The following is a 25,020-nucleotide window of genomic DNA, read 5'->3' as shown; positions in this document are numbered from 1 at the left end:
GTTCAGAAGTGGGCGGAAAGCTTGGCCACATAGCTTTCCAGTGTTTCGGGATTGGGGCGGTTGAGGGTGGCGATCAAATCCGAATGTTCAAACGGGGTCGCCTCGAAGTACCAGCGGCGTGGCGCCGGCAAGCCCCAGCGCACGTTGGTGCTGAGGGTGGCCGCATCCCAGCGCACCGGTTCGATTTCGATGTCGATGGTCTGGTAATGGCTGTTGAACAATTCGACGCGGTGGCCATCGGGATCGCGCAGGTAGACAAACAGCATGCCGCCCGGCCCGTGGCGGCCCGGGCCGCGCTCGACCGCCGTCGAATAGCCATGGATGCCGGCCAGGTCGCAGGCGGTGAAGATCTGGTGCGATTCCGCGACCGTGTAGGCGAAGTGGTGCAGGCAGGGGCCGTCGTTTTCCACGATGGCCAGGTCCAGGCAGGTGCCCTTGCGGTACATGAACGCGCCCAGCAGGCGGTCGCCATGGGCCAGGTATTCGGAGTTGCGGAAGCCCAGGCGGCTGTAGAACGCGCAGGATGCGTAAGTGTCCGGCGAAAAGATTTGATAATGGTCCAGCCGGCTGGCATGCGCGCCCTTGAACTTTTCAATTTCCAGGTGCATGCGGGGCCGGGTGTCCATGGTGGCGCACAGTTCGAGCTTGGTGCCGTACGGATCTTCCACGTGCAGGGTGCGGCCCTGGTACGGCACGTCGGCCCACTCGGCGGGCAAGCCCTCGGCCTGGAAGAACGCGTAGGCCAGGTCCAGGTCTTCCTCTAAAAACACGCGGAAGCCGATGCGCTTGCAGGTGGCCTGGCCTGCGGACTGCACCAGCACCAGGCTGTGGTGGCAGGCTTCGGACAGGCCGCGCAGATAGCAGATGCCGTCGGCTTCGTCGGAGACCACCAGGCCGACGATGTTGGCATAAAAATCCCGGCTGCGGGCCAGGTCGGCCACGTGCAGCACCACGTGGCTGGCGCGGGTGATGTTGAAGGGCGGGCGCAGGTTGACTTCGGGTAGCATAGGTTCCTCGCAAAAAAGTGGAGATGAATAGGATGCGTGCGTGATGGCGCTTATGCGGCCGCCGCGCCGCGCAGCAGGCGGACTTCCGCCGCCAGGTCTTGCACGGCGGCCAGCGCGAAGTCCAGGCTGGCCGCATCGGTCAGGCGGCCGTTCGTGATTTTCGTGTGCACCGCGCCGATCACCACCGGCGGGCGCGCCAGCACGCGCGCCAGGGTGCCGGACAGCGCTTCGCGCAGGTTCGCCTGGGCCCGCACGCCGCCGGTGAAGGCGGGCGAGGCGGTCATCAGCAGCACCGGCTTGCCTTTCAGCGGCGATGCGAACGCCGGGCGCGAAGCCCAGTCCAGCGCATTTTTCAAGACACCGGGCATGCCGAAGTTATATTCGGGCGAGCAGATGACGATGCCGTCGCAGGCGCCGATGGCTTGCTTGAATGCGCGCACGCCGGCCGGCGGCTCGGCGGTGTCGAGGTCCTGGTTGTAGAGCGGGACGTCGTCCAGCGGCAGCAGGGTCATGCTGACCGATGGCGGCAGGGCTTCCTGCAGCGCGCGCAGCACGGCGGTGTTGGACGAACCCTGGCGCAGGCTGCCGGAGATGCCGATCAAGTGGATGGTATGCATTGCGATGCTCCTGGTGTGGCGTTGGTATGGTGGACGGCGGGATTCATTGCGGACGGTTTTTCAGCGGTAGCGCGCCCCAGCCGCTGAACGGCCCCGCGCTCCCCAGCGATTCTTCGATGCGCAGCACTTCGTTCCATTTGGCCATGCGCTCGGAGCGGGCAAACGAACCGACTTTCAGCTGGCCGGCATCCCAGCCCACCGCCAGGTGAGCGATGGTGACGTCTTCGCTTTCGCCGGAACGGGCCGACACGATCGTGCCAAAGCCCACCGCCTTGCCGGCCGTCAGCGCGGCATGGGCTTCGCTGACGGTGCCGGCCTGGTTGGGTTTGATCAGCACCGCGTTGGTGTGGCCGGCCGCGGCGGCCGCGGCGACGCGTCCGGCGTTGGTCACCAGTAAATCGTCGCCAATGATCTGGCAGCGCGCGCCATATTCCGCCGTGAAGCGGGCAAAACCGGCGGCATCGTCTTCCGCCAGCGGGTCTTCGATCGACAGGATCGGGTAGTTGTCGAGCCAGCGGCCCAGCATGGCGATCATTTGTTCGCTGTCCAGCGTGCGCTGGTCCAGCGCCAGTTTGTAGCGGCCGCCGCGGCCGAATTCGGAGGCGGCAATATCGAGCGAGATGCCGGCGTCGACGCCTGGCCGCAGCCCGGCCTGCTGCATGGCTTGCAACAGCGTGTCGAGCGCTTCTTCATTGCTGTCGAACGCCGGCCAATAACCGCCTTCATCGGCCACGCCTTGCAGCTTGCCGGCCTGCTTCATCAGCGAGCCGGCGGCGCGATACACTTCGGCGGTCCATTCCAGCGCCTCGGCAAAGCTGCCTGCGGCGGGGCACATGATCATGAAATCCTGCACATCGACACGGCGGGCGGCATGGGCGCCGCCGCCGAAAATCTGCACCTCCGGCAGCGGCATGCGCACCGGGCGGTCGCCGGCCAGATAGCGCCACAGCGGCATGCCGAGCGCGGCGGCGGCCGCGTGCAGCACCGCCATCGACGTGGCGACAATCGCATTGCCGCCCAGCCGGCTGCGCTGCGGCGTGCCATCGAGCTCCACGAGGTGCGCGTCGATGGCGCCCTGGGCGCGCGCATCCATGCCGGTCAGCGCGGGGGCGATGACCAGGTTCAGCGCGGCCAGCGCCTTGTTCACGTCCAGGCCACCGAACGTCTCGCCACCGTCGCGCAGGTCGAGCGCTTCGCCGCTGCCGGTCGAGGCGCCGGCCGGCGCGATGGCGCGGCCGGTGGCGCCGCATGCCAGCGTGACTTCGGCTTCCACCGTGGGCCGTCCGCGTGAATCCCATACGCGCCTGCCGTGCAGGCGAACTATTGTTGTGTCTGTCATGTTGTTTCCTTCAACGTGGTATTGAATGGGGAGGGTTGGCCGCCATGGCCGGCGCCAATCAGGATGAACGCCAGCGTTGCGGGGCGCGCGCTCTTGTTGCGCCAGGCGTGGCGGGTGCCGTGCTGCACCACCACGTCGTGCTGGCGCAGCAGGGCGGAACGGCCATCGTCCAGTTCCAGCCAGATCTCGCCGTCGAGCACGATGCCGTAATCCACGGTCGGGGTGGCATGCATGCCATCGGCTTCAAAGCGTTCCGCCAGGCCCGGGCTGATGCGCAGGTTTTCTTCAGCCGCCGCGGCCGGGTTGAATGCCGGCGCGGCAAAGACGCTGTCGGGCGGAAAGGTGACGACCAGGAAACGGGTGCCGCCGGCCGGCGGCACGATGCTGGCCACGGCCAGCGTCGGATCGGCGCCGTCGAACGGCAGCGCCGGCACGCCTTCGGTGGCCCATACCAGCCGCGATACCATGCCGGGGATGTGCTGGAAAGCGTCCGAGCGTGGCGGCGCCACGTCGAGCACGACCATGGATTCGCCGGCGGCGTCATGGCCGGTGACGACGCGGCGCAGCAACAATGGGACGCCGTTGTGGTTGGGATCAGATGCCAAGGTAAGCCTCCCGGATACGTGGGTTGTTCAACAGTGCGTCGGGCTGGCCCGACGTGACGATGCGGCCCTGTTCGATGACATAGGCGTGGTGCGCCACGGCCAGCGCCTGGTTGATGTTTTGCTCGACCAGCAGTACCGCCACGCCGCTCTGGTTGATGGTGCGGATAATCTGGAACATGTCGTCCACCACCGCCGGCGACAGGCCAAGCGACGGTTCATCCATCAGCAGCAGGCGCGGGCGCGCCATCAGCGCCCGTCCAATCGCCACCATTTGCTGCTGGCCGCCGGACATGGTGCCGGCGATTTGCTGGCGCCGCTCGCCCAGGATCGGGAACAGTTCAAACACGTGCCGCAAGGTCGCGGCCGCCTCGGTGCGCGCGCCGGGCCGGTAAGCGCCCAGTTCCAGGTTGTCGAGTACGCTCATGTGGCCGAACAGGCGGCGGCCCTCCGGCACCAGCGCGATGCCGTGGTCGCACACGCGGTGTCCCGGCACGCGCGACACGTCGGCGCCTTCCATGCGGATCTGGCCGCGCAGCGGGCGCAGGACGCCGGCAATGGTGTTGATCAGCGTGCTCTTGCCGGCGCCGTTGGGGCCCACCACGGAGACCACTTGGCCGGCGCCGATCGCCAGCGTGGCGTCCCACAGCGCCGGGGCGTCGCCGTAGGCGACATCGAGATTGCTCACTTCAAGCAGCATGGCTGGCTCCCAGGTAGACACGGATGACGGTCGGGTTTTGCATGGTTTCGCGCGGCGGACCCAGTGCCAGCAAGATGCCCTGGTCCAGTACGGCGACCCGGTCGGCGAGCGCCACCACGGCGCGCATCAAGTGTTCGACGAACACGATGGTGGTGCCGCCGGCGCGGATTTTCTGGATCATGGCGACCGCCTGGTCGACTTCGGTCGGCGTCAATCCGCACAGCACTTCGTCCAGCAACAGCAGGCGCGGGCGGGCCGCCAGGGCGCGTGCGAATTCGACGAACTTGCGTTCATGCAGGTTCAGCGCGGGCGGCAGCAGGTCGGCCTTGTCGGCCAGGCCGGTGAACGCCAGCCACTGCCGGGCCACTGCTTCAGGGCTGCAGTCGGCATCGTCGGCGCGGTAGCCGAAGGCGGCGCACAGGCGGACGTTTTCCAGCACCGTGAGATGGTCGAACAGGCGCGGGATCTGGTAAGTGCGGGCGATGCCACGGCTGGCAATGGCATGCGGCGGCAGGCCGGAAATGGTGGCGCCATCCATCAGGATCGCGCCGCCGGACAAGGCAAAGTGCCCGCTGATCATGTTGATCAACGTGGATTTGCCGGAACCGTTGGGACCGACCAGCGCCAGGATTTCACCTTCCTTGACCTGCAAGTCGACGCCGCGCAGGGCGCGGATGCCACCGAAGGATTTGGCGACGCCCTGGCATTCCAGCAAGACCCGTCCACTGCCGGTAACGGGGGGCGGTGGCGGCACCAGGTTGATCAGCTTGCCCGAAGCCGGCTGCGCGGGGAGCCCGGCATCGGGGGCCGCTTCCGCCGCCGCTGCCACGGAGCGCCTGGCCAGCCGGCGCAGCACGGCGGGAACGATGCCTTGCGGTAGCACCAGGATCACGACGATCAAGCCCAGCGCCACGCCGGCACGGCCCAGTTCGGCATGGGCGCCGCCCACCACCGAACTCAGCGCGACCGTGATCAGCGTGGCGCCCACGGCCGGACCGGCCCAGTGCCGCGCGCCGCCCAGTATGCTCATCAAGACCACGTACAGCGGCACGGTAATGGAAAAGGTTTCGCCCACGGTAACGTAGCCAACGTAGCCGGCCTGGATCGCGCCGGCGGCCCCGGCCAGCGCCGACGAAATAGCAAAGGCGGCCAGCTTGTAGCGCAGCGTTGGCACGCCCTTGACCTCGGCGACATCCTCGTCGTCATGGATCGCCAGCAAGCCGGCGCCCAGGCGCGAGTGCAGCACCCAGCGGGAAATCGCCAGTGCGGACACTGCCAGCAGCAATCCCATCAAATAGATCGCGCCGGGTACCGACGTGCCGAACGTGGGCAGTTCAACATGGCTGAGGTAGACGCCGGCGCCGCCATCGAGCGCGGTGTTGGAAATCAGCGCGGCCAGGACATAGGTGACCGACAGCGTCAGCAGCGCGAAGAATTCGGCACGCAGGCTGTGGATGCGGAACACCACCAGGCCGATGACGCAGGCCAGCAATGCAGCAATGGCGGCGGCGGCCGGCACCGTCAGCAGGAATGGCAGGCCCAGCTTGCCGGCTAGGGTCGAGGTGGTGTACATGCCGGCGCCAAAGAAGGCGGCATGGCCAAAGCTCCAGTAGCCGGCGTAGCCGCTCAGGATGCCCCAGCTGGTGGCCAGCGCGATCCAGAAGAACACCACATACAGGTACGACAGGTAAAAGTCAGTCAGGCCGGCATAGGGCAGCGCCAGCAGCGCCGCCAGCACGCCGATGGCAGCCGTGGCAGCCAGTGCGGGATTTCGGGTCAGAGCCATTTTGGTTTCCACAGCAAAAGGATGATCAGGATGGAGAACGCCACCAGCGGCGCCCAGGCCGGATTGACGGCGGCCATGGTGATGGCTTCGGACACGCCGATCAGCATGCCCGCCAGCAGCGCGCCGACCGGATTGGCCAGGCCGCCGATAATCACCACGGCAAATACCACGCCGATCCACGCTTCGATCTGTGACGGCGCCAGGGTCGACGTGAGGGCGATAAAGATGCCGGCAATGCCGGCCGACGCGGCGCACAGGCCGGCCAGCAGGTAAGACAGGCGGCGCGCATTGATGCCGAAGGCGGCCGCGATGGCGCCGTCGTGCGCGGCGGCGCGCAGGGCTTTGCCCCACGACGTCTTGTTCAGTCCCAGCCAGGCGGCGGTGGCCAGCACGGCGGCACAGGTAAAGGCCAGCAGTTCCAGTACCGGTACGAACAGCGGCCCCAGGCGCAGCGATTCCTGCGCATAGGGCGTCTCGTAAGTTCGGAAATCGGCCGACCAGATCCATTGGATCAGCGATTCAATCAGGATCGTGACGCCGAAGGTCACCAGCATCGAGGCGAATTCGCTGACCTGGAAGCGCACCAGCAGCGCATGCAGCGCCAGGCCGCCGATGAAAAAGACCGGCGGGATGACCAGCGCGGACAGCCAGATCGGCCATCCGAAAGTGGTGCCGCAGTGATAGGCCAGGTAGGCGCCCAGGAACGCCAGTGCGAAATGGCTCAGATTCACGAGGCGTAACAGGCCCCAGCTCAGGCTGAGGCCGAGCGCCAGCAATGCGTAGATGCCGCCATGCAGCATTCCACCCAATGCGGACTGGGCCAGCAAAGTCAGGCTCATGATATTTCCTCGCAAACGCGGGGCGCGCGGGCGGCGGCGCCGGCGGGTGAGGCGCCGGACGCTGGGCCGCCCGGGTGCTGCCAGGCGGGACGTTGGGTGTGTTTCATGCTTGGTCTCCTTTTTGTTTGCTAACGTTTGCACACATTCTTGCAAGATTGGCGGTTGCTTGTCAACAGCAAATTTCGCCTGCAGTTCAAGGAGCATGAGGAGCCATGGGCGTTACCTGGAAATTCTTGACGCGCTGTAAAATGAATGCTAACGTTAGCAATACAAAGGGCAATTACAATCGCTTAAACATACTTTCAGGGATCGCCATGGCATCGATGCACATCATCAGGTATGCGCTGCAACAGCAGGTTTATTACGGAATCGTTGAGGAGGGGGGCGGCATCGCCCGGCTGGAGTCCGGGCCGTTTGAGGGGCTGCGCCGCAGCGGCGTGCGCGACGCGCCGGACGCGGTGCGCATCCTGACACCGGTGGCGATGCCGCGTGTCTTCGGCCTTGGCTATAACTACGTGGCGCATTCGCAGGAAGTCGGCAAGAAAACGCCGTCGTTGCCGATCCTGTTCATGAAGCCCAGCACCGCCGTGATCGGTCCCGATGACGCGATCGTGTATCCGTCCTGGGGCGAGAATATCCACTTTGAGGGCGAACTGGTGGTGGTCATCGGCAAGCGGGCGCGCCATGTGGCCGAGGCGGACGCGTTGGATTATGTGCTGGGTTATACCTGTGGCAATGACATCAGCGATCGCGTGCTGCAACGGCGCGAAAGCGAATTCGGATGCCTGATGGCGGGGAAGGGCTACGACACGTTCGCCCCATTGGGACCCGCCATCGTCACCGGGCTCGACCCTTCCTGCCTGCGCATCGTCACCCGCGTCAATGGCGTGGTGCGCCAGGACGGCAATACGGCGGACCTGCTGTTTTCAGTGCCGTACCTGATTGCTTATCTGAGCCGGCATTTGACCTTGCTGCCGGGCGATATGATCATGACGGGCACGCCGGCCGGCGTCGGTCCGATCCAGGTGGGCGACCGCATCGAGGTGGAGATCGCCGGCATCGGCGTGTTGCGCAATGACGTGGTGGCGGACACGCTTCCGGGCGACGTCGGCTAACTATGTCGGCATGCACCGCTTCAGCGAACTGCGGTGCGAAGTGGGAGGGGGCGGCGCCATCCGAGCCACCCCAGGCCAGCCAACAACATCGCATACGCGGCCGGTTCCGGCACCGGTGTCAATAATGCGGCATAGCAGCCGGCAAGATTGCACGCCTGTCCCACGATCATGCCGCTGTCGTTGATATCGGATACGTCGGCGACGTGCCAGTTAGGGTCCGTCACCAGGCTGCCCAGGTCATATTGCGCGCCATCCTGGTACAGGTAAGGGATGCGCATGGTGCCGCTCGAGCTCTGGACGCTGGAATAGCCCAGCACCATGCCCAGGTTGTTGAGCGCCACCGCGGTGTTGTCGCTGGCCAGATTGCCCAGCGCCGTCATTTGACCATTCATGTAAATGAACGAACGTTTATGCGTGTAGCCCGATGCATCGAGGCTTTCCGTAAAGCCGACCGCTACCCCGTTCTCGTTCACGTCCATGGCGGCGCTGTACCTGTCGCCCGGCAAAGTACCCAGACCGGTGACCTGGCCGCCTGCATACAGCATGGCTTCGGCCTGCGCCTGCGCGTTATAGCCCCAGCCCGCCACCTGGCCCTGGTCGTTGATGGCGTAGGCTGAGACCAGGGGCAATATGTTGACCGACCCGCCACCCGCCAGGTAGGGACCGCTGCCGCTGTTCGCGGCGCCGTGGGCCAGCACCCAGCCGGCGCCGTTGACGCCGATCACCCTGCTGTAGGTGTACCACGGCGCATCGGCATCGCCGATCGAGAACGCCTCCGGCACGCCGGTCGTGTTGCCGCGGTAATAAACCAGGCCACTCGACGACGAAAAGAGGCCGCCGCCATCGGAATACGTCGTGCTGTAACCGCCGATATGGCCTTTCGAACTGATCGACGTGGCGCTTTCGAACAGAGCGGGCAAGACTTGTTTGCTGCCGCCGAACCAGCCGACAGCACGCCCGTTACCCAGGCTATCCCATAGATTGCCCGCAATATCGCCGGCATTGTTGATGGCGACTGCCTCGCCATGCATCGTGTCGAGGATGGTCACGCGGTAACGCGGCGGGGCCGCTGCCGCGGCACAGGCCGTTCCACATAAAAACACTGCAACGACCGATAAACGTGAGACGTATGGCATGGATGCCTCCCTTGGTGGATATGAGGTCATCCCATGCTAGGCCATGCTCTTTTAGACGAATTGTTTATTTGCCTCGGCGTCTGATTGTGGCAATGTGTGTATCGTGCGGCGCTGGTATCGGTGTAAGCTGGAGCGCCGCGCACGGTTTGCCGCCGACAAGCACCGGCCCCGTGCCTTACGTCGCCGGCAGCAATGGCGGCTCGCCATTCTCCGCCATTTCCCGCAGCCGTGTTTCATCACACAACTCGATGGCGCGGTTGTTGACTTGCAGCAGACCCGACTGGCGGAATGCCGACAGCAGGCGACTGACGCTTTCCGTGGTCAATCCCAGATAAGTACCGATATCTTCGCGGGACATGCTTAACTTGAACATGCGCGGCCTCTCGCCATGCTCCGTATAGCGGTCACGCATATCCAGCAGGAAGGTCGCCATCCGCTGAGTCGCCCGGGCGTGGCCGAGCATCAGCATCATGGCTTGCTGGCGCGCGAGCTCGCGCCCGAGCACGGCGTGGAACTGGCGCATCAATGCCGGTTGCCCGTTCATGGCGGCCGAAAGATCGGCGTAGGGCAGGACGCACACCACGCTATTGGCCAGCGCGATGGCATTGCCGCAATGGTGCCCTGTGCCGACGCCATCCATCCCCAGCAAATCACCCGGCATGCCGAAGCTGGTGACCTGCATGCCGTTGCCGGCTGCGCACTCGGTCTTGAACTCTCCCGTCCGTATCGCATACAGCAGTTCGAAGCGGTCGCCGCCATTGAACAGCCGCCCATTGCGTTCAAGGCCTATGCGGCGTGCAACCGTCCGCTCGAAGCGGTCCAGCGCGTCTCCCTCCAGTCCGGCAGGCAGGCAGCGCTGGCGCCATGTGCAGTTTCGGCAAGTTTGTTGCGTGCCGTCGGAGGCGGGGCTCATTATATTGATGGCAACTTTAATGATAGAAGTGCCAGCTTAGCGAGATGGAACAAAAAAACACATGATCCAGATCAATATTTTCCGTGAGGCGTGTGTTAAATACCGACGGCGCAGCCGGTCGTCGCAATTTTTTGATGTATATCAATCTTTTTATTGATATAGATCAGTATCTTTCTGGCATTCCCCATCCGATTCTGACGAGGTGGCTCCATGACACAAGTTCTCAACCCCGCGCTGGCCAGCGCCACGCAGGTGATACCGGCGCCGTGCGCCTATGGCGCGCTGGCGGTGGACACGCACCATTGTCCGGCGGGCGCCATTGCGCGGTTAACCACGGCGGAGCACGGCACGTGCAACAGTTTCGCCTGCGCTATTCTCGATGCCATGCCCGACCAGGTCGCGGTGCTGGACGCCCATGGCGCCATCGCAGCGGCCAACCATGCGTGGCGGGCCCAGTTTGCCGGCGCGGCCGCAGGGGGCTATGGCGGCCTTGATTACATGACGATCTGCGGCCAGACAATGGCGGCAGCCGGAGATGCCGAGGCGGCATATGCCGGCATTCAGTCGGTGCTGGCAGGGTGCGCGCCCGGCTTTCAAATGGAATATGCAATGGCGGGTTCGCCACAGCGCTGGTTCAGCATGGCGGTGACGCCGCTCGCATATGGCTGCCAGGGCCTGGTGGTGGCACACAGCGAGATCACGGAGCGGCGCCAGGCCGAAGCCGATCTGCGCGTGGCGGCGATCGCGTTTGAATCGCCGGAAGGCATGTTGGTGACGAATGCCGACGGCGTGATTATGCGTGTCAACCAGGCGTTCTGCGCGATTACCGGCTATGCGCCGGACGAAGTGGTGGGGCGGTGCCCCAGCATGCTCAGTTCGGGGCGGCATGATGCCGCCTTTTACAAGGACATGTGGGCCACGATTGGCAGCAAGGGCGCCTGGGAGGGGGAAATCTGGAACCGCCGCAAGAACGGCGAAGTGTATCCGGAACGCCTCAGCATCGCGGCGGTCGCCGATGGCGCCGACCGCGTCACCCATTACGTTGCATCGCTCAGCGACATCACCGTCAGCAAGGCGGCCAACGATGAAATCAAGAGCCTGGCGTTTTTCGATCCGTTGACACGCCTGCCCAACCGCCGCCTGTTGCTGGACCGGCTGCGCCAGGCGCTGGCGGCCAGCGCTGCCAATGGCCGCTACGGCGCGCTGATGTTCATCGACCTGGATAACTTCAAAACGCTCAACGACACGCTGGGCCACAACATCGGCGACCTGTTGCTGCAGCAGGCCGCGGGCCGGCTGCACGGCAGCCTGCGCCAGGGGGACACCGTGGCGCGCCTGGGGGGCGATGAATTTGTCGTGCTGGTCGAGGGCATGAGCGGCCACGTGCGGGAAGCGGCGGCGCAAACCGAAACGCTGGCCGGCAAGATCCTGGCGGCGCTGAATGAACCCTACCAGTTGGGGATCCACGAATGCCGCAGCACACCCAGCATCGGCGCCACGCTGTTCCATGACGGGCGGCCGGGAACGCCCGAAGACGTACTGAAACAGGCCGACATCGCGATGTACCAGGCCAAGCAGTCTGGCCGCAACGGCATGCGCTTCTTTGACCAGGGCATGCAGGACAGCCTCAGTGCGCGCGCCAGGCTGGAGGGAGAAATGCGGCTGGCGCTCGAACGCGGCCAGTTTGAATTGTATTTCCAGCCGCAGGTCGACCAGCACGGTTGCCCGACCGGCGCGGAAGCGCTGCTGCGCTGGATCCGGCCCGATGGGCAATCGGTGCCGCCGTCCAGTTTCATCCCGCTGGCCGAGGAAACCGGATTGATCGTACCGCTGGGCCGCTGGGTGCTGGAGCAAGCCTGCTCCCGGTTGCATGCCTGGCAATCCGATGCCGCCACCAGTGGCCTGGTGCTGGCGATTAATGTCAGCGCGCGCCAGTTCCAGCAACCGGGCTTTTGCGGCGAGGTGCACGAGATGGTAAAGCGGCATGGCTGCAATCCGGCCTGCCTGAAGATTGAACTGACGGAGGGCATGCTGCTTGAAAACATCGAGGAAACCATCAGCAGCATGCGTGCGCTGAAGGAGATAGGCGTGCGGTTTTCGCTCGATGATTTCGGTACCGGTTATTCGTCGCTGCAATACCTGAAGCGCTTGCCGCTGGATCAATTGAAGATCGACAAGTCCTTTGTGCACGACCTGGCAACCGACAGTAACGACCAGGCCATTGTCCTGACCATCATCGCGATGGCGCGCAGCCTGAAGCTCGACGTCATCGCCGAAGGGGTGGAAACGGAAGCGCAGCGCGCCTTGCTGGAGCGGCTGGGCTGCCATCGTTACCAGGGATATCTGTTCGGGCGGCCCATGACGGCGCCCGCGTTTCAGGCACAACTGACCAGGAAGGCAGCGTAGGAATAGACGATATCCCTGGCCGGCTACGCGCCCGGGCATGGGCTGGCCTGCACCATATCCATGCTCCGAATAGCGTGCCCGGATACGAATCCCGGCTACGAGCCCCGCTGTTCCAGCAAGGCATTAAACGCGCGCCATGCCCGCTCGTCGCTGAGCGGCCGGTCGAGCAGGCGCGCCCCGTTCCTGGCCGGCCACAGCCTGGGCGGGCAGATCGCCATCGTCGCGGCCGCGCAGCATGGCGCGCGGCTGGCCGGCGTGGTGGAGGTCGATGCGCCCGTGCACAGCCCCGATACGGAAAGCGGTGCGCTGGCGCGGGCCGTGCGGCCGGTCGCCGTGTATCCCGGCCTGGCCGCGGCGATGGCGCGCTTCCGCCTGTTGCCGCAACAGCCTTGCCCGCACGTTGCCCTGTTCGGATGCATCGCGCGCCATTCAATGCGCCAGGTGGCCGGTGGCTGGCGCCGGAAATTCGATCCGCTGGTGCTGGCTCGTCCGCGCCAGCCAACGCTGGCGGAGTCGCTGCGGCGCGGCACCTGCGCGCTGGCCATGGTGCGCGGGGAACACAGCGCCGTGCTGATCGACCAGCCGCTGGCCTTCGTGTCCGCGCTGCGGGCGCTGCTGGCGGCATGGCGGCATCCGTCGCCGCTACCGGCCGTCCGACGCCCGTAAGCGGCGCCACAAGGTGCTGCGAATGACTTCCGACATGACTCCTCCTGTGTATTGTTATGCGACCGACCGGACGGTCGGGTTGTTTGGGAGTTAAGGGAATTTAAACGGGTTGTCAACCGGCTCAGCCGCGTTCCACCCGGTTGCAGCCGCGCTGCTTGGCCCGGTACAGCGCATCGTCGGCGGCGCCGAACAATTGTTCCGGCTGCACGTTCGCCAGCGGCGCCATCGCGGCCACGCCCATGCTGATGGTGACGATGCCGTGCGTGGCGTGCAGGTGCGGTTCGCGCAGCGCCGCCACCGCCAGCCGCGCGCGTTCGGCCACGCGCCAGGTGGCGCCGAGGTCGGCCCCCGGCAGGATCACGGCGAATTCCTCGCCGCCGTAGCGCGCCACCAGGTCCGTGCCTTGGCGGAAGCCGGCGGCGAGCGTCGTGGCCACCGTCCGCAGGCAGGCGTCGCCGGCCTGGTGGCCGTAGTGGTCGTTGTAAAGCTTGAACTGGTCGATGTCCACCATCACGGCGCCGATCGAACTGTGCGGACGCAGTGCGCGCAGCCATTCCGCTTCCAGCACTTCGTTGAAACGGCGCCGGTTGGCCAACCCGGTGAGCGGATCGGTGGTGCTGAGCAGCGCCAGCCGCTGGTTGGCCTGTTCCAGCGCTTCGGTGCGCTCGGCCACCTTGCGTTCCAGCGCGGCGTACAGTTGCGCATTTTCCAGCGACACGGCCAGTTGCCCGGCCACCAGCATCACGGCGTCCAGCCGGCCGGCGGAAAAGGCGTCCTGCCCCAGCGTGTTTTCCAGCAGCAGGATGGCGCGCGCCGCGCCGTGGCTGAGGATCGGCACCACCAGCAGCGAGCAATGGGGGCGTCCCGCCACATAGGGGTCATGCGCGAAGCGGTCGTCGCACGTGGCGTCGGCCACCAGCAGCGGCGCCAGCGTGCGCTCGACGTAGCGGAACGCCGACAGCGGCAGCAGGCCGTGCGCACCGGCCTGTTCCACAGGCATGGGCGCGCCGGCGCCGGCCGGCGCCAGCAGCCACGGGGCGCAGTCATCGTCGCGCAGCGCCAGCGTCACGGCGGTGGCGCCCGTCATCGCGCCGATCAGCTCCGTCACGCGGCCGCGCAGGTGGTCGAGGCTGGTCTCGGAACTGAGCGCCTGGGAGGCGCGCAGAATGGCAAGCAGGTCGACCGAATCGGCGGTAATGCTGCCGCCCTTGCCGGTGGCGGCGCCGCCGACGGAGGCCGCGAGCGCGCCGGCAAGGTGGGAGCCAACGGTGGTGCGGCGCAGACCGTGCGCCTGCTCCATCTGGCGCACCTTGCCGCTGGCGCCCCAGGCCGCATACAGCTGGCGCGCTTCAGCCAGCAACTGGCGCCCGGCGCGCGCCAGCCCATGCTCGAGGTGGAACAGGCCGGCCCGTTCGGTGATGAGCGCGCGGTGCCAGGCGCGCCGGCTGCCCTCGGCGGCGGCCAGCGCCGCATCGAACGCGCCGGCCGCGCCCCACGTATCGTCAATGGCCCATGCGCGTTCGGCCGCCAGCCAGCGCAGCACGTGGTCGAAATTGGCCGGCGCGTCGGCGGCGCGCGCCGCCAGCCAGTCGCGGCAGGTATCGAAGCGCGCCAGCAGCGCCGGGCGCGCGTCCGGCGCTGCGTGCATGGCTTGCGCCAGCGCCAGCGCCTGCAGTGCGAAGCTGAGCGCGCCCGGATAGAAGGTTTGCATCGCCGGCAATTGCTCCATGGCGCCGGTTGCATGGCTGGCCAGCGTGCCGGCGTCGCCATAGATGGCCGCGGTCAGCGCGCGGCAGTGATGGTACATGGCGCGCCCCAGCGGATTGGCGGCGATGCCGGTCACGTACCGCGCCTCGTCGAATCCGCCGTCCTTGTCGTTCCACGCGCCCGGCGCCGCCGTCTCGCCGCGCAGCGCGCGCACCAGTTGGCGGTAGGCGGAAAAGATGTCGACGTTGAATTCGTTGCTGATGCGCGTGGCGAACGCGATGCCGGACTCTACTTCGGCCGCGCAATCGTCCAGCTGCGCGGCGCACTCCAGGGCGCCGGAAATCAGCGTGTAATGGTTGTAGCAGGCCACCTGCCAGTCGCCGCCCTGCAGCAAGCCTTCGCGGGCGCGCCGCGCCAGCGTCACGCAATGCTCCAGCGGCTCGAACCAGTGCGCGCAGGAGATCCCCAGCAGGAAGCTCACCTGCCATGCTTCCAGCGTGTAGCCGCGCGCCTGGCCCACCGCCAGCACGTGGCGCAGGACGTCGTAGCCGGTGCGGTAGTCTTCGTAGACGGCGACGGTCACCACATTGGCGTGCGCCAGCCGGAACATCAGTTCCGGGCAGGGCCCGTCCTGCTCCCAGCAGCGCTGGCTCTCCAGCACCAGCCAGGTCAGCGCTTCGGGATCGGAGAACAGCGCCGGCGGGATCAATTGCCGCGCCAGCCGCGTGCGCGCCAACCGGCGCGCATCCTGCTGCTGCGCCGGGCGCGCCAGGTCGGCCGCCAGGTCGCGCGCATGAAACCAGCTGTAAAAGCGCTCCAGTTGCACCGGCAGGTCCGCGCCCAGGCTGCCGTCCGGCAGTGCCATGCCCAGTGCGCGCAGCAGCGGCAGGCCCAGGTCCAGCGCGGCGCGCTCCTGGTTGCGCAGCATCTGGCTGCAGATTTGCACCGCGGCCGATTCCGCCAGCCGCACCGGGTCGTTGCAGGCGGCGGCGATGCGGGCATACGCCTGGTCCGCTTCGCCCAGCCGCCCCAGCTGGTAGAGCGCGGCGTGGCGCTCCTGTTCCAGCGCCAGCAACAGCGCCGCGCCGGCGCCGCTTTCCGGCCGTGCAGCCAGCGCCAGGGCGGCGGCGAGGTAGCGCTCGGCCATGCCGTGCGCCGTGATCTGGCGCGCATGGACGGCTGCCGCGTGGAGCAGCGCCAGCACGTGGCGGCATTCGGCCGGCTCGCGCAACAGCGGCAGCGCGGCCAGGTATTGCGCAGCCGCCGCGTGGCCGTGGCCGGCCAGCGGCGCCAGGCGGCGCGCCAGTTCCAGGTGCAGGCCGCACAGCCGTTCCGGCGCCAGCCGCTCGTGCGCCGCCTGCTGCACGCGGTCGTGGCGGAAGCGCAGGTTGCCCTGCGGCGCGCCATCCATGTCCCACAGCAGCAAGCCGTCTTCCAGCGCCGGCGCCAGCGCGTCTTCCAGCATGGCCGGTTCCAGCGCGGCGGCCGCGCACAGCAGCGCCGGCGCCACTTCGCCGCCCAGGCAGGCCATGGTTTCCAGCAATTGCGGCGCGGGCGAGGGCAGGGCGGCCATGCGGGCGGCCAGCGCGGCCAGCACGCCGCCGGCACCGGCGTGACGCCGCACCGCGGCGGCGTCCCAGTGCCAGCCGCCTTGCTCCAGCGTCAGTACCCCCTCGCGGCGCAACGCGTTCACCAGCTCGACCGTGTCATAGGGATTGCCGCCGGCCAGTGGCAGCAGGTCGGCGGCCAGCGCTTCCGCATCCGCAGCCGGCAGGCGCAGCATGCCGGCCAGCAGTTCGCCCAGGCCGGCTTGCGGCAAATTGTCCAGGCGCAGCAGCGGCGCCAGTGCTTCCAGCCGCTGCCAGCGCGGCGACATGGCCGTCAGCGCGTGCCGGGGGCCGATATCCAGGTCGCGGTAGGCGCCCACCAGCAACAGGCCCCGCAGTGTCCCGTCGGTCAGCAGGTGGTCGATGAGCGCGAATTGCGCCGGCGCGGCCCATTGCAAGTCATCCAGCACCAGCACCAGCGGCCGCTCAGGCGATACTACCGCGCGCAGCAATGCCCCTAGCGCGCGGTGCAGTTGCTGGTCGGCCTCGGCCGGATTGGCTTGCTCGGCGGGAGCGGGCACAGGTTGCGGACCCAGCAGGATGGCGAATTCGGGCAGCAGGGCCGTGACCGTGCCGGTCTGGGCGCCCAGCCCGGCCAGCAGGCGCGCGCGCTGCGTTGCCAGCGCGGCTTCCGGCTCGGCCAGCAGCAGCCGGCCCAGTGCGGCCAGCGCCTGTAATCCGGCAGGTTCGGCGCCGGGCTGGTATTGATCGGACTTGCCGCTGACGAACCAGCCGCCATGCGCGGTGACGATGGCGCGCAGTTCATTGATCAGCGCGGTCTTGCCGACGCCTGGCGCGCCGGCCACCAGGATGCCGCGCTGGTCGCTGTCGCAGGCGCGCTGGAAGGCGGCGTGCAGGGCGGCGATCTCGCGTTCGCGCCCGGCCAGCCGCGCCGGCGGCGCCAGCCGGCGTGGAAAATCGTTCGCCCCCAGCGTGAAGGGCGGGCCGCCGGCGGCCAGCCTGGCCAGGTCGTGCGCCAGTCCGTCCGCGCTCTGGTAGCGCCGCTCCGGTTCTTTTTCCAGCAGTCGCAGGATCAGTTCCGACAGCAGCGGCGGCAGGTGTGGCGCCAGCAGGAGCGGCGCGGGCGGCGTCAGCGCCAGGTGGTCGCGGATCAGTTGCAGCGGGTCATCGCCCTGGAATGGCGGGCTGCCGGTGGCCAGCTGGTACAGCGTGGCGCCCAGCGCGTACAGGTCGGCGCGCTGGTCCACCGGCCGGCCCGTTCGGCCGCTCTGCTCGGGCGCCAGGTAGGCCAGCGTTCCGGCAATGCCATCGTGGTGGGTAAAAGCGGGCGCCTCCTCGGCGAACGTGGTGGCGAGGTCGAAGTCGATCAGCAGCGGCCGCGGGGGCGTCCCGGCCAGCAGGATATTGGCCGGGTTGATGTCCTTGTGCAGTACGCCGGCGCGGTGCACGGCCGCCACGATGAGGGCCAGTTGCCTCGCCAGCGCCAGCAGCGCGGGCAAGGCGAAGCACTCGGTGCGCAGCACGTCGGCCAGCGGAATGCCGCCACTGTCGTCCAGCACAATCGCTTCCGGCAGCGCCGCATCGCGCGCCAGCTTCGGCACCCCGGCCACGCCTTCCAGCCGCGCCAGAATACGGCTTTCATGACGCAAGCGTTCGGTTGCCCCCGGCCCCAGCGGCTGCTTGCAAACCAGGCCGGGCTGGCCGTCGCGCCGGCGGCGCCACACCACCGTGCGCTCGCTCTCGTACAGGAGGGTGTCGGTTTCCCGATCCTCCACCGGGGCTTCCCACGCCACCGGTACATCGCGCTCGATGTGCTTGTCCAATCAGCCGTCTCCCCGGTCGTGTGGCCGCGCTTTTGCCATTCCCGTTCCAGTCTAGCGTCGCGGAGACCGGCACGCCATCATTTGCGGTACGTTCTCAACCGCAGAGCAACACTGCGGCTGTTTGTTGCATTGTGAAAGTGAATGGGCGCGGCCCCGCCCGGACTCAGTCGTGATGCTGGACGTCCAGATACACCAGCGTCTGGTTGAGCAACTGGTAGGCGATCTCGCCGAACGTGACCGGCCCGGCCAGGTCGCCCGTCCGGCGGCCCTGCAATTCGCCATACAGGTAGTTCAGGATGCAGTTGCACGAGAACTGGACGCCGTCGTGGGCGCCCTCGGCCAGCGCATCGAATTCCCGCACGTAGTCGCCGATTGGCGCTGCCTGGCGGTATTCAATGCCGGCGAACACCGGTGCATAGAACTTCACTGTCTTGCTGTCCTGGTCGACCTGCTGGTAGGACGTGTTGATGCGCGCGCCGTTGTAGTCCGCCACCAACGGATGCCGGGTATTGATGCGGCGCGCCGCCAGGTAGTCGGCGAACAGCATGGGTTCGCCGTTGACGTGGCAGGTGGTGGCGCTGAAGCCGTCCCCGGGGAAGGTGATGACGTCGGCATCGGGATCCTGCCGGAACAGGTTCAGGATGTGGATCACGGCCGTCATGGTGGACGGCAGCGGCACGTGCAGCGCGACGGCCTGGTCGGACAGCATGGCGCCGGTCAGGCCGTTGAAGACCTTGGGCGTGGCCTTGCCAATCTCCGACAGGTGCACGCCGGCGACCCAGCCGGCCAGCGGCTTGAGGAACATTTGTTCATAGTCGCGCCCGTGGTTGGCGAATTCCGTGTGGATGGCGCTCATCGCGGGCAGGATCACGATGGTGTAGCCGTTGTCCGGCGCATCCTCGGCGATATGCCGGATCGTATCCACGGTGTAGCTGCGGATATCGACGGTGGCGCCGTCGGCCGCCGTCAGTTCGGTGACGAAGATATGGTCGCGCGTTTCGATGCCGCCTTCCGTGTCGACAAAGTAGGGGATGGTGCCGGCTATCCAGCGTCCGGCCGGCAGTTGCGCCAGCAGCGATTCGTCGCCGGCCAGCGACAGCACTTTGCCGGCCTGGATCAGCGCCGCTGTTTCATCGATGGAGAGCAAGGTATGGTTGTTCATGATGGGAGGCTTATTTTGAAATGAGGGAAATTTCCCTGGCGAGCAGGCGCTCGTACTTGATGAAAAAACTGTGGATCTCGGCCGCGGTTTTCTCCAGCTCACCGGGCGGTTGTGGTTTGGAAAAACGCGAGATCGAACGCGTGAGGAACATTTGCAGGCCGAAATTATCGGTGGCCAGGCTGAATGTCCCGGTCGCCAGTTCCTTCCATCTCCTGTGGTTTTTATCGAGCATGGGCTTGCCTCTTCATGATGGTTGCGCATGGTGCGGAACGCCCCGCACCCGGACGATGGCGCCAGTGCTGCCTGGCCATCGGTGATGATTTTCAGCAACACTGGAGCGCCTGTATTTGATCCAGATCAAAACGGACCAAAAAATGGCTGTCTGGCAACAGCTGTGGGGACAATTTGATCTGGATCAATCTTTTTCTTGTTTTAAAGAATTAATCTGGCCGGCATTCCACACCACCCAGCGCTTGGGAGAGCACATGCATACTTGCGATACGCAACGGCAGATCATCGAGCAGGCGCACCGGCGCTGTGTTGCCACCGGCTTGCGCGACGACGCGGCGCCGCCGTCCGCGCCACTGGCGGCCGCTGAACTGGCGCGCCTCCTGGCGCGCAATGATGGCTGGTTGCGGCAGGCGGCGCCGCTGCTCGATGCCTTGTATGCGCAGGTCGACGATGGCCGCCATGTGGTGATGCTGGCCGACGCCGGCGGCGTGATCCTGCATGCGCTGGGCGACACGGGCTGGCTGGCGGCGCCGGGGCCGCCGGCCATGTTGCCCGGGACTAACTGGTCCGAACGCAGTCTCGGCGCCAACGCGATCGGCACCGCGCTGGTCCGGCGGGGGGCGGTGCAGGTGCATGGCGATGAACATTACCTTCGCGCCTGCCGCTTCCTCGGCGGCACGGCGGCGCCCATCTGCGATGCCGATGGCGGCGTGCTTGGCGCGCTCGCGGTGGTGGAAACGCCGGCCGATGGCCTGGGCGCGCATCCGCACACCCTGGCGCTGGTGCGCATGATGGTACAGGCGATCGAAACCCGTCTTTGCGGTGCCCGCGCGCAGGCGCGTGGCGCCGGCCCGGTTCGGCAGCGGGCACCGGCTCCGCACTTGGCCGGGCTGCAGGCGCTCGATACCGGCGACAGCCAGCTGGCGCTGGCCATCGCCACCGTGCGCAAGGTGCTGGGACGCGGCATTCCCATCATGATCCAGGGCGAAACCGGCACCGGCAAGGAATTGCTGGCGCAAGCGATCCACCATGACGGACCGCGCGCGGCCGGTCCGCTGGTGGTGGTCAATTGCGCCGCGATACCGGAGGCGCTGATCGAGTCCGAGCTGTTCGGCTATGAAGAGGGCGCGTTCACCGGTGCGCGCAAGAGGGGCGCGCCCGGCAGGATCGCGCAGGCCCACGGCGGCACGCTGTTCCTGGACGAAATCGGCGACATGCCGCTCAGCCTGCAGGCCCGGCTGTTGCGGGTGCTGCAGGAGCGCAGCGTCACCCCGCTGGGCGGCGGACGCGCCGTGCCGGTCGACATCGACCTGGTGTGCGCCACCCATCGCAGCCTGCGCGGCATGATCGCCGACGGCAGCTTCCGCGAAGACTTGTATTACCGGCTGAACGGGCTGGTGGTGAAATTGCCGCCGTTGCGTGAGCGCAGCGACTTGCGCGAGGTGGTGGCGCGGATGCTGGCGGGGTTGCCGGGCGGCGCGCGCTGTACCGTGTCGGCGGAGGTCATGCGCCTGTTCGAACGGCACGGCTGGCCGGGTAACCTGCGCCAGTTGAACAGCGTGTTGCGCACGGCCGTGGCATTGGCGACATCGGATGGCGCGCCGGCGCCGGTGCTGGCGCTGTGCCATCTGTCCTGCGACTTGCTGGAGGGGATGGCGGCGCCGCGGCAAGCCGCCGAACCGGTCCTGGAACCGGCTCTTACACACGGAGTGGCCGGCAGCCTGGAAGAGGAAGCGCTGGCGGCCATCCAGCGCTCGCTGGCCCGCTGCGGCGGCAACGTGTCCGCCGCAGCGAAGGCGCTGGGCATATCGCGCAACACGATTTACCGCAAGATGGCCGGTACGCCCGCACCGGCCTGAGGCGGGTGCGGGACGCGTTGACGTTCAATGCGGCCGCAGCCGGTTCAGCGTCATCGACGGATATTCGCCGAAGCGCTTGAAATACACGGCAGCGAACCCGCCCAGGCTGGCGTAGCCGTACAGGTTGGCGATCGCGACGACCGTGCTGCCGGGCTGCGCCGCCATTAGCGCCTTGCGGACGCCTTGCAGGCGCTGTTCGCGCAGAAAATCCATTGGCGTATGGCCCCGGAAGTGCCTGAACGAGTTGCTCAGCGTGCGCACGCTGACGCCGGCGGCCAGCGCGATCGCCGACAAGGTGGGGCAGGCCCGCGCATGCGCCTCCATGTATTCCTCGGCGATCTTGACACAGCGGGGCACGACGCCGGTTCGTGTCGTGGATCTGGCCGGCGTGCCATTGTGCCGTATCCACTCCGACAGCATGTGCATGCCCAGCATTTCCTCCAGGTGGCTGCCAAGCGGGCCGCCGGTGACGATCCCCGGTGTTTCGGCGACACAGCGGCAAACGTAGTGCAGCAGCGCCAGCCACGCCGAGTCCGGGCCGCCGAAGGCCACCTTGCGGCGCCAGATGTCATCCCCGGCGGGTGCGCCGTACCAGCGCAGGAACAGTTCCTCGAGGTACTGGTGGGGGAATGTGATATTCACCTGCAGGTGGGCGGCGTCGAAGTCGACCCGGTAGTCGGTGCGGCTGGTGTCGACCAGGAACGAGTGGCCGGCGGGCGTGTCGGCCGACGCGCCCGGGCTGGTCCCGTGGCGGCCGTTGCCGCGCACTGTGGTCAGCGCCATGCCCATGCCGGGCCCCATGGAAAAGTCGCGCAAATGCACCGGGATGCCATAAGAGAAACGGCTCAGTGTCATGCTGCCGATGGCGATCGCATGCAGTGCGGAATCGGGCTGCAGGGCAGCGCCGCTGGGCACGACCTTGTAAGGCATGTAGACCTGGTCGGACCAGACGCGGATTTCATCGAAATCCGTCGACTGGATCAGTTCATAGTCCGCGATCGGGCGGTCCTGCGCGTCGCGCAGCAAAGCGTTCTGCAAGAAATCCATTGTTCCCCCTTGATGCCATCCATGGAGCGGCAGCCGCCCATCATCGCACAGCGGCGGCGCCGGCCTCAGAACACCTTGACCATGCGCAGGTTGAACCGGTGGTCTTCCCTGGCCCCGGTGCGCACGGAAAAGTCCCGTCCGTAGGAGCCGAGCAGCTGGACGGTGGGGGTGACGAAGTGCCCGACGGACAGCAGGCCTTTGGTCCGTTGCTGCCGGTCGCCCTGGCTGGCGCCGTTGACTTTGGTCTCGCCGCCCCACTCGCAGGAGAGCATGCCGGCGACATAGGTGCCCGCATCGACGTGGTAGCGCAGGTGGCCCTGGGCCTGGTAAGACAGGCTTTGCCGCAGTGTCGCGCCGGCGCTGCCGTAGTCGCTGTTGCGTCCATACCAGATGACGTCGCCGACCAGGTCGAGCGACCATCGGTCCGACAGCGGCGTAATGTAGCCCGCCTGCAGGTCCAGTTTCCACCGGTTTTCGCCCAATGCATTGAGCGCGTTGTTGCGGTCGTAGCGGCCGGTCGGCAGGTACAGCCAGGGCGTGACGGCCAGCGCGCGCTTCCGCGTGGAGTCCTGTATCAGGTGCACGGTGGGGGCAAAAATCAGGTCGCCGATACCGTTGGTCGACGACAGGCCGGACAGGTCGCCGCCGGTGCGCAGTTTGCCGAAGGGCAGCAGGAATTGCGGGATCACCGTGACATCGCCCACGTCGATGAAGCGGACCGCGCGCAGGATACCGATGTCGGCACTCAGCCTGGCGTTGCCGGAGAGCCGGGTGCCCTGGCTGTACAGCTCCTTGCCTTCGACATGCTGGGCATACAGGACGGCGAGGTTGGTGCCGTCGGGCAGGCGTGTGTAGTCGCCGGCGTCGACCGTGGCGCCATGGGCGCTGCCCGCAAGCATGGCGATGGCGCCGAACATGGCGCGGATGGTTGGGTGGTGCATGGTGGGTCTCCTTGGCGTGATGACGCTCGTTATAGGGAAGCTGGCGCCCCACGGGACAGGCGGCGCCGCCGGCCGCGGTGACGCTGTCGTTACCGGACCAGCGGAGCAGTTTGCGCAGGAAATCCGGCGGCGCCTGTCGCGATCCGGCACGCGCCTGTCTGGCAATGGCAGGAATGTGTTGGCCACGGGGCCCTGCACGTTGTTGCCGGATGTCGACAGGGCCTTGCCGGATTCCGATCGAGCGCCGCCGGCGCGGCCCCCAGACTGGTTTTCCCGGCGCAGAAAAGCGGCGCGACCGGGACTCACACCAATCCGCTTGCCACAGGAGACATGCAATGAACCAGCCTCGATTCCAGAAGACCCTTGATACCCTGCTGCACCAATCCGTTCACCGCCGTGGCGGCGTTCCCGGCGTGGTCGCCATGGTGACTGGCCGTAACGGCAACCTGTACGAGGGCGCCGCCGGTGTCCGCGAACTGGGCGATACTTCCCGCCCCATGGACACCGGTGCCGTGTTCGCGATTTTTTCCACCACCAAGGCCATGACCGCCGCCTGCGCGCTGCAACTGGTGGAGGAGGGGCTGTTGTCGCTGGACGACCCGGCCGACCGCTACCTGCCCGAGATCGGCGAACTAGGTGTGTTGACGGGCTTCGACGCCGCCGGCCAGCCGCAAACCCGGGCGCCGAAACGCCGCATCACCGTGAACGACCTGTTCCTGCATACCAGCGGCCTGGGTTACGAATTCTTCAGCAGCGACGACCAGCGGTACCGCGCCGCCAGGGGCGTGCCGGGCCTCATATCGTGTACAGCGGCGGCGATGCGTTCGGTGCTGCTGCACGACCCGGGCGAATGCTGGAGCTATGGCGTCAACATCGACTGGCTGGGCCGCATCGTCGAGACAATCCGTGGCAAGCGCCTCGGCGACGTGATGCGGGAACGGCTGTTCGCACCGCTGGACATGACCGATATCGGCTTCACAATGACGCCGTCGATGCGCGAGCGCCGCGTCACGATCCACGAGCGGGGCGAGCACGGGCAACTGGCGCCGCTGCCGGAGCTGGTCTTGCCGCAGCCGCCGGAAATGGATTGCGGCGGCCACGGCTTGTACGCCACGGTAGGGGAATACATGAAGTTCATCCGCATGATCCTCAACGACGGCATGGGACCGCATGGGCGCGTGCTGAAGCCGGAAACCATCGCCATGATGGGCACGGACGGCCTGGCGGCCCTGGGCCTTTCCAGCACCGCCTGGACCACTGCCAATCCGTCCCTGGTCAATAGCGGCGAATTCCTGCCCGGCCAGGACAAGGGCTGGTCGTACAGTTTCCTGGTCAACCGCGAGACGGCGCCGACCGGGCGCCCGGCCGGATCGCTGATGTGGGCCGGACTGGCCAACTGTTATTTCTGGATCGACCGGCAGACGGGCATTGGCGGCTATTGGGCCAGCCAGGTACTGCCGTTCCAGGATGCGGCGGCGTATCCGGGGTTCCTGGAATTCGAGCGGGCGGTCTATGACAGTTGCCAGGCTGTGGTTAACGGATAAGGCACTCCCGCC

Annotated in this window: 19 protein-coding genes; 5 read left to right on the top strand and 14 right to left on the bottom strand. The window is 66.8% G+C overall.

Features of this window, described 5'->3' with window-relative positions; all coding sequences use genetic code 11:
* Positions 1 to 2: 2 nt before the first annotated feature.
* From GJ700_RS01575 to GJ700_RS01545, 7 genes are read right to left on the bottom strand one after another with little or no spacing between them, the layout of a single operon-like run.
* Positions 3 to 1,007, bottom strand: a complete 1,005-nt coding sequence (locus GJ700_RS01575; protein WP_154370889.1) for a VOC family protein — start codon at positions 1,005 to 1,007, stop codon at positions 3 to 5.
* 50 nt (positions 1,008 to 1,057) lie between these two features.
* Positions 1,058 to 1,624 carry an NADPH-dependent FMN reductase gene (locus tag GJ700_RS01570; RefSeq protein WP_154370888.1) on the bottom strand — a complete coding sequence of 189 codons (567 nt, stop codon included), beginning with the start codon at positions 1,622 to 1,624 and terminating at the stop codon, positions 1,058 to 1,060.
* 43 nt (positions 1,625 to 1,667) lie between these two features.
* Positions 1,668 to 2,963: a phosphopyruvate hydratase gene (eno, locus tag GJ700_RS01565; protein WP_154370887.1), complete on the bottom strand. Its 1,296-nt coding sequence runs from the start codon at positions 2,961 to 2,963 to the stop codon at positions 1,668 to 1,670.
* On the bottom strand, positions 2,960 to 3,568 hold the full coding sequence (locus tag GJ700_RS01560) for a cupin domain-containing protein (protein ID WP_154370886.1): 609 nt from the start codon (positions 3,566 to 3,568) through the stop codon (positions 2,960 to 2,962). The genes eno and GJ700_RS01560 overlap by 4 nt, the downstream gene beginning before the upstream one ends.
* Entirely contained in the window at positions 3,558 to 4,265 is a 708-nt protein-coding gene (locus tag GJ700_RS01555) for an ABC transporter ATP-binding protein (protein ID WP_154370885.1), read from the bottom strand. Before GJ700_RS01555 ends, GJ700_RS01560 begins: the two co-directional genes overlap by 11 nt.
* The gene (locus GJ700_RS01550; protein WP_154370884.1) at positions 4,255 to 6,051 is read right to left on the bottom strand and encodes a branched-chain amino acid ABC transporter ATP-binding protein/permease; all 1,797 of its coding nucleotides are present in this window, start codon (positions 6,049 to 6,051) and stop codon (positions 4,255 to 4,257) included. The genes GJ700_RS01555 and GJ700_RS01550 overlap by 11 nt, the downstream gene beginning before the upstream one ends.
* Positions 6,042 to 6,890, bottom strand: a complete 849-nt coding sequence (locus GJ700_RS01545; protein ID WP_154370883.1) for a branched-chain amino acid ABC transporter permease — start codon at positions 6,888 to 6,890, stop codon at positions 6,042 to 6,044. Before GJ700_RS01545 ends, GJ700_RS01550 begins: the two co-directional genes overlap by 10 nt.
* A gap of 314 nt (positions 6,891 to 7,204) precedes the next feature.
* Here GJ700_RS01545 and GJ700_RS01540 point away from each other — a divergent pair, with 314 nt between their 5' ends.
* A complete protein-coding gene (locus GJ700_RS01540) occupies positions 7,205 to 8,005 on the top strand; it encodes a fumarylacetoacetate hydrolase family protein (protein WP_229506727.1) in 801 nt (266 codons plus the stop codon).
* Between the two features lie 20 nt (positions 8,006 to 8,025).
* On the opposite strand, the gene GJ700_RS01535 is transcribed toward GJ700_RS01540, so the two are convergent.
* Together GJ700_RS01535 and GJ700_RS01530 are read right to left on the bottom strand one after the other, a co-directional pair.
* Entirely contained in the window at positions 8,026 to 9,141 is a 1,116-nt protein-coding gene (locus tag GJ700_RS01535) for a PEP-CTERM sorting domain-containing protein (RefSeq protein ID WP_195763742.1), read from the bottom strand.
* Positions 9,142 to 9,316: 175 nt separating this feature from the next.
* Entirely contained in the window at positions 9,317 to 10,054 is a 738-nt protein-coding gene (locus tag GJ700_RS01530; RefSeq protein WP_154370881.1) for a helix-turn-helix domain-containing protein, read from the bottom strand.
* 210 nt (positions 10,055 to 10,264) lie between these two features.
* On the opposite strand from GJ700_RS01530, the gene GJ700_RS01525 reads away from it, so the two are divergent.
* Both GJ700_RS01525 and GJ700_RS01520 read left to right on the top strand, forming a co-directional pair.
* Positions 10,265 to 12,460, top strand: coding sequence for a putative bifunctional diguanylate cyclase/phosphodiesterase (locus tag GJ700_RS01525; RefSeq protein ID WP_229506726.1), 2,196 nt, complete (start codon positions 10,265 to 10,267; stop codon positions 12,458 to 12,460).
* A gap of 60 nt (positions 12,461 to 12,520) precedes the next feature.
* The gene (locus GJ700_RS01520; RefSeq protein WP_154370880.1) at positions 12,521 to 13,126 is read left to right on the top strand and encodes an alpha/beta hydrolase; all 606 of its coding nucleotides are present in this window, start codon (positions 12,521 to 12,523) and stop codon (positions 13,124 to 13,126) included.
* A 121-nt stretch (positions 13,127 to 13,247) separates the two neighbouring features.
* On the opposite strand, the gene GJ700_RS01515 is transcribed toward GJ700_RS01520, so the two are convergent.
* The 3 genes from GJ700_RS01515 to GJ700_RS01505 form a co-directional block, all read right to left on the bottom strand.
* Positions 13,248 to 18,224 (bottom strand): diguanylate cyclase domain-containing protein, encoded by a 4,977-nt coding sequence (locus GJ700_RS01515; protein ID WP_154370879.1) that lies wholly within the window; start codon positions 18,222 to 18,224, stop codon positions 13,248 to 13,250.
* Between the two features lie 163 nt (positions 18,225 to 18,387).
* Entirely contained in the window at positions 18,388 to 19,386 is a 999-nt protein-coding gene (locus GJ700_RS01510; RefSeq protein WP_154370878.1) for a DUF6976 family protein, read from the bottom strand.
* A gap of 10 nt (positions 19,387 to 19,396) precedes the next feature.
* Positions 19,397 to 19,618: a hypothetical protein gene (locus GJ700_RS01505; RefSeq protein ID WP_154370877.1), complete on the bottom strand. Its 222-nt coding sequence runs from the start codon at positions 19,616 to 19,618 to the stop codon at positions 19,397 to 19,399.
* Positions 19,619 to 19,871: 253 nt separating this feature from the next.
* On the opposite strand from GJ700_RS01505, the gene GJ700_RS01500 reads away from it, so the two are divergent.
* Positions 19,872 to 21,476: a sigma-54-dependent Fis family transcriptional regulator gene (locus GJ700_RS01500; RefSeq protein WP_154370876.1), complete on the top strand. Its 1,605-nt coding sequence runs from the start codon at positions 19,872 to 19,874 to the stop codon at positions 21,474 to 21,476.
* Positions 21,477 to 21,500: 24 nt separating this feature from the next.
* Here GJ700_RS01500 and GJ700_RS01495 read toward each other — a convergent pair whose 3' ends face one another.
* Positions 21,501 to 22,523 carry an AraC family transcriptional regulator gene (locus tag GJ700_RS01495; RefSeq protein WP_154370875.1) on the bottom strand — a complete coding sequence of 341 codons (1,023 nt, stop codon included), beginning with the start codon at positions 22,521 to 22,523 and terminating at the stop codon, positions 21,501 to 21,503.
* A 65-nt stretch (positions 22,524 to 22,588) separates the two neighbouring features.
* Positions 22,589 to 23,464 (bottom strand): transporter, encoded by an 876-nt coding sequence (locus GJ700_RS01490; RefSeq protein WP_154370874.1) that lies wholly within the window; start codon positions 23,462 to 23,464, stop codon positions 22,589 to 22,591.
* A 335-nt stretch (positions 23,465 to 23,799) separates the two neighbouring features.
* Between GJ700_RS01490 and GJ700_RS01485 the strand changes: the two genes are divergently transcribed.
* Positions 23,800 to 25,008 carry a serine hydrolase domain-containing protein gene (locus tag GJ700_RS01485; RefSeq protein ID WP_154370873.1) on the top strand — a complete coding sequence of 403 codons (1,209 nt, stop codon included), beginning with the start codon at positions 23,800 to 23,802 and terminating at the stop codon, positions 25,006 to 25,008.
* The last annotated feature ends 12 nt before the right edge of the window (positions 25,009 to 25,020 follow it).

It is taken from the genome of Pseudoduganella rivuli, assembly GCF_009674485.1.
GTDB classification, from domain to species: Bacteria; Pseudomonadota; Gammaproteobacteria; order Burkholderiales; family Burkholderiaceae_D; genus Rugamonas; species Rugamonas rivuli_B.
Note: the sequence above shows the minus strand (reverse complement) of the source record. Positions and strands in the feature narration are given on the sequence as shown.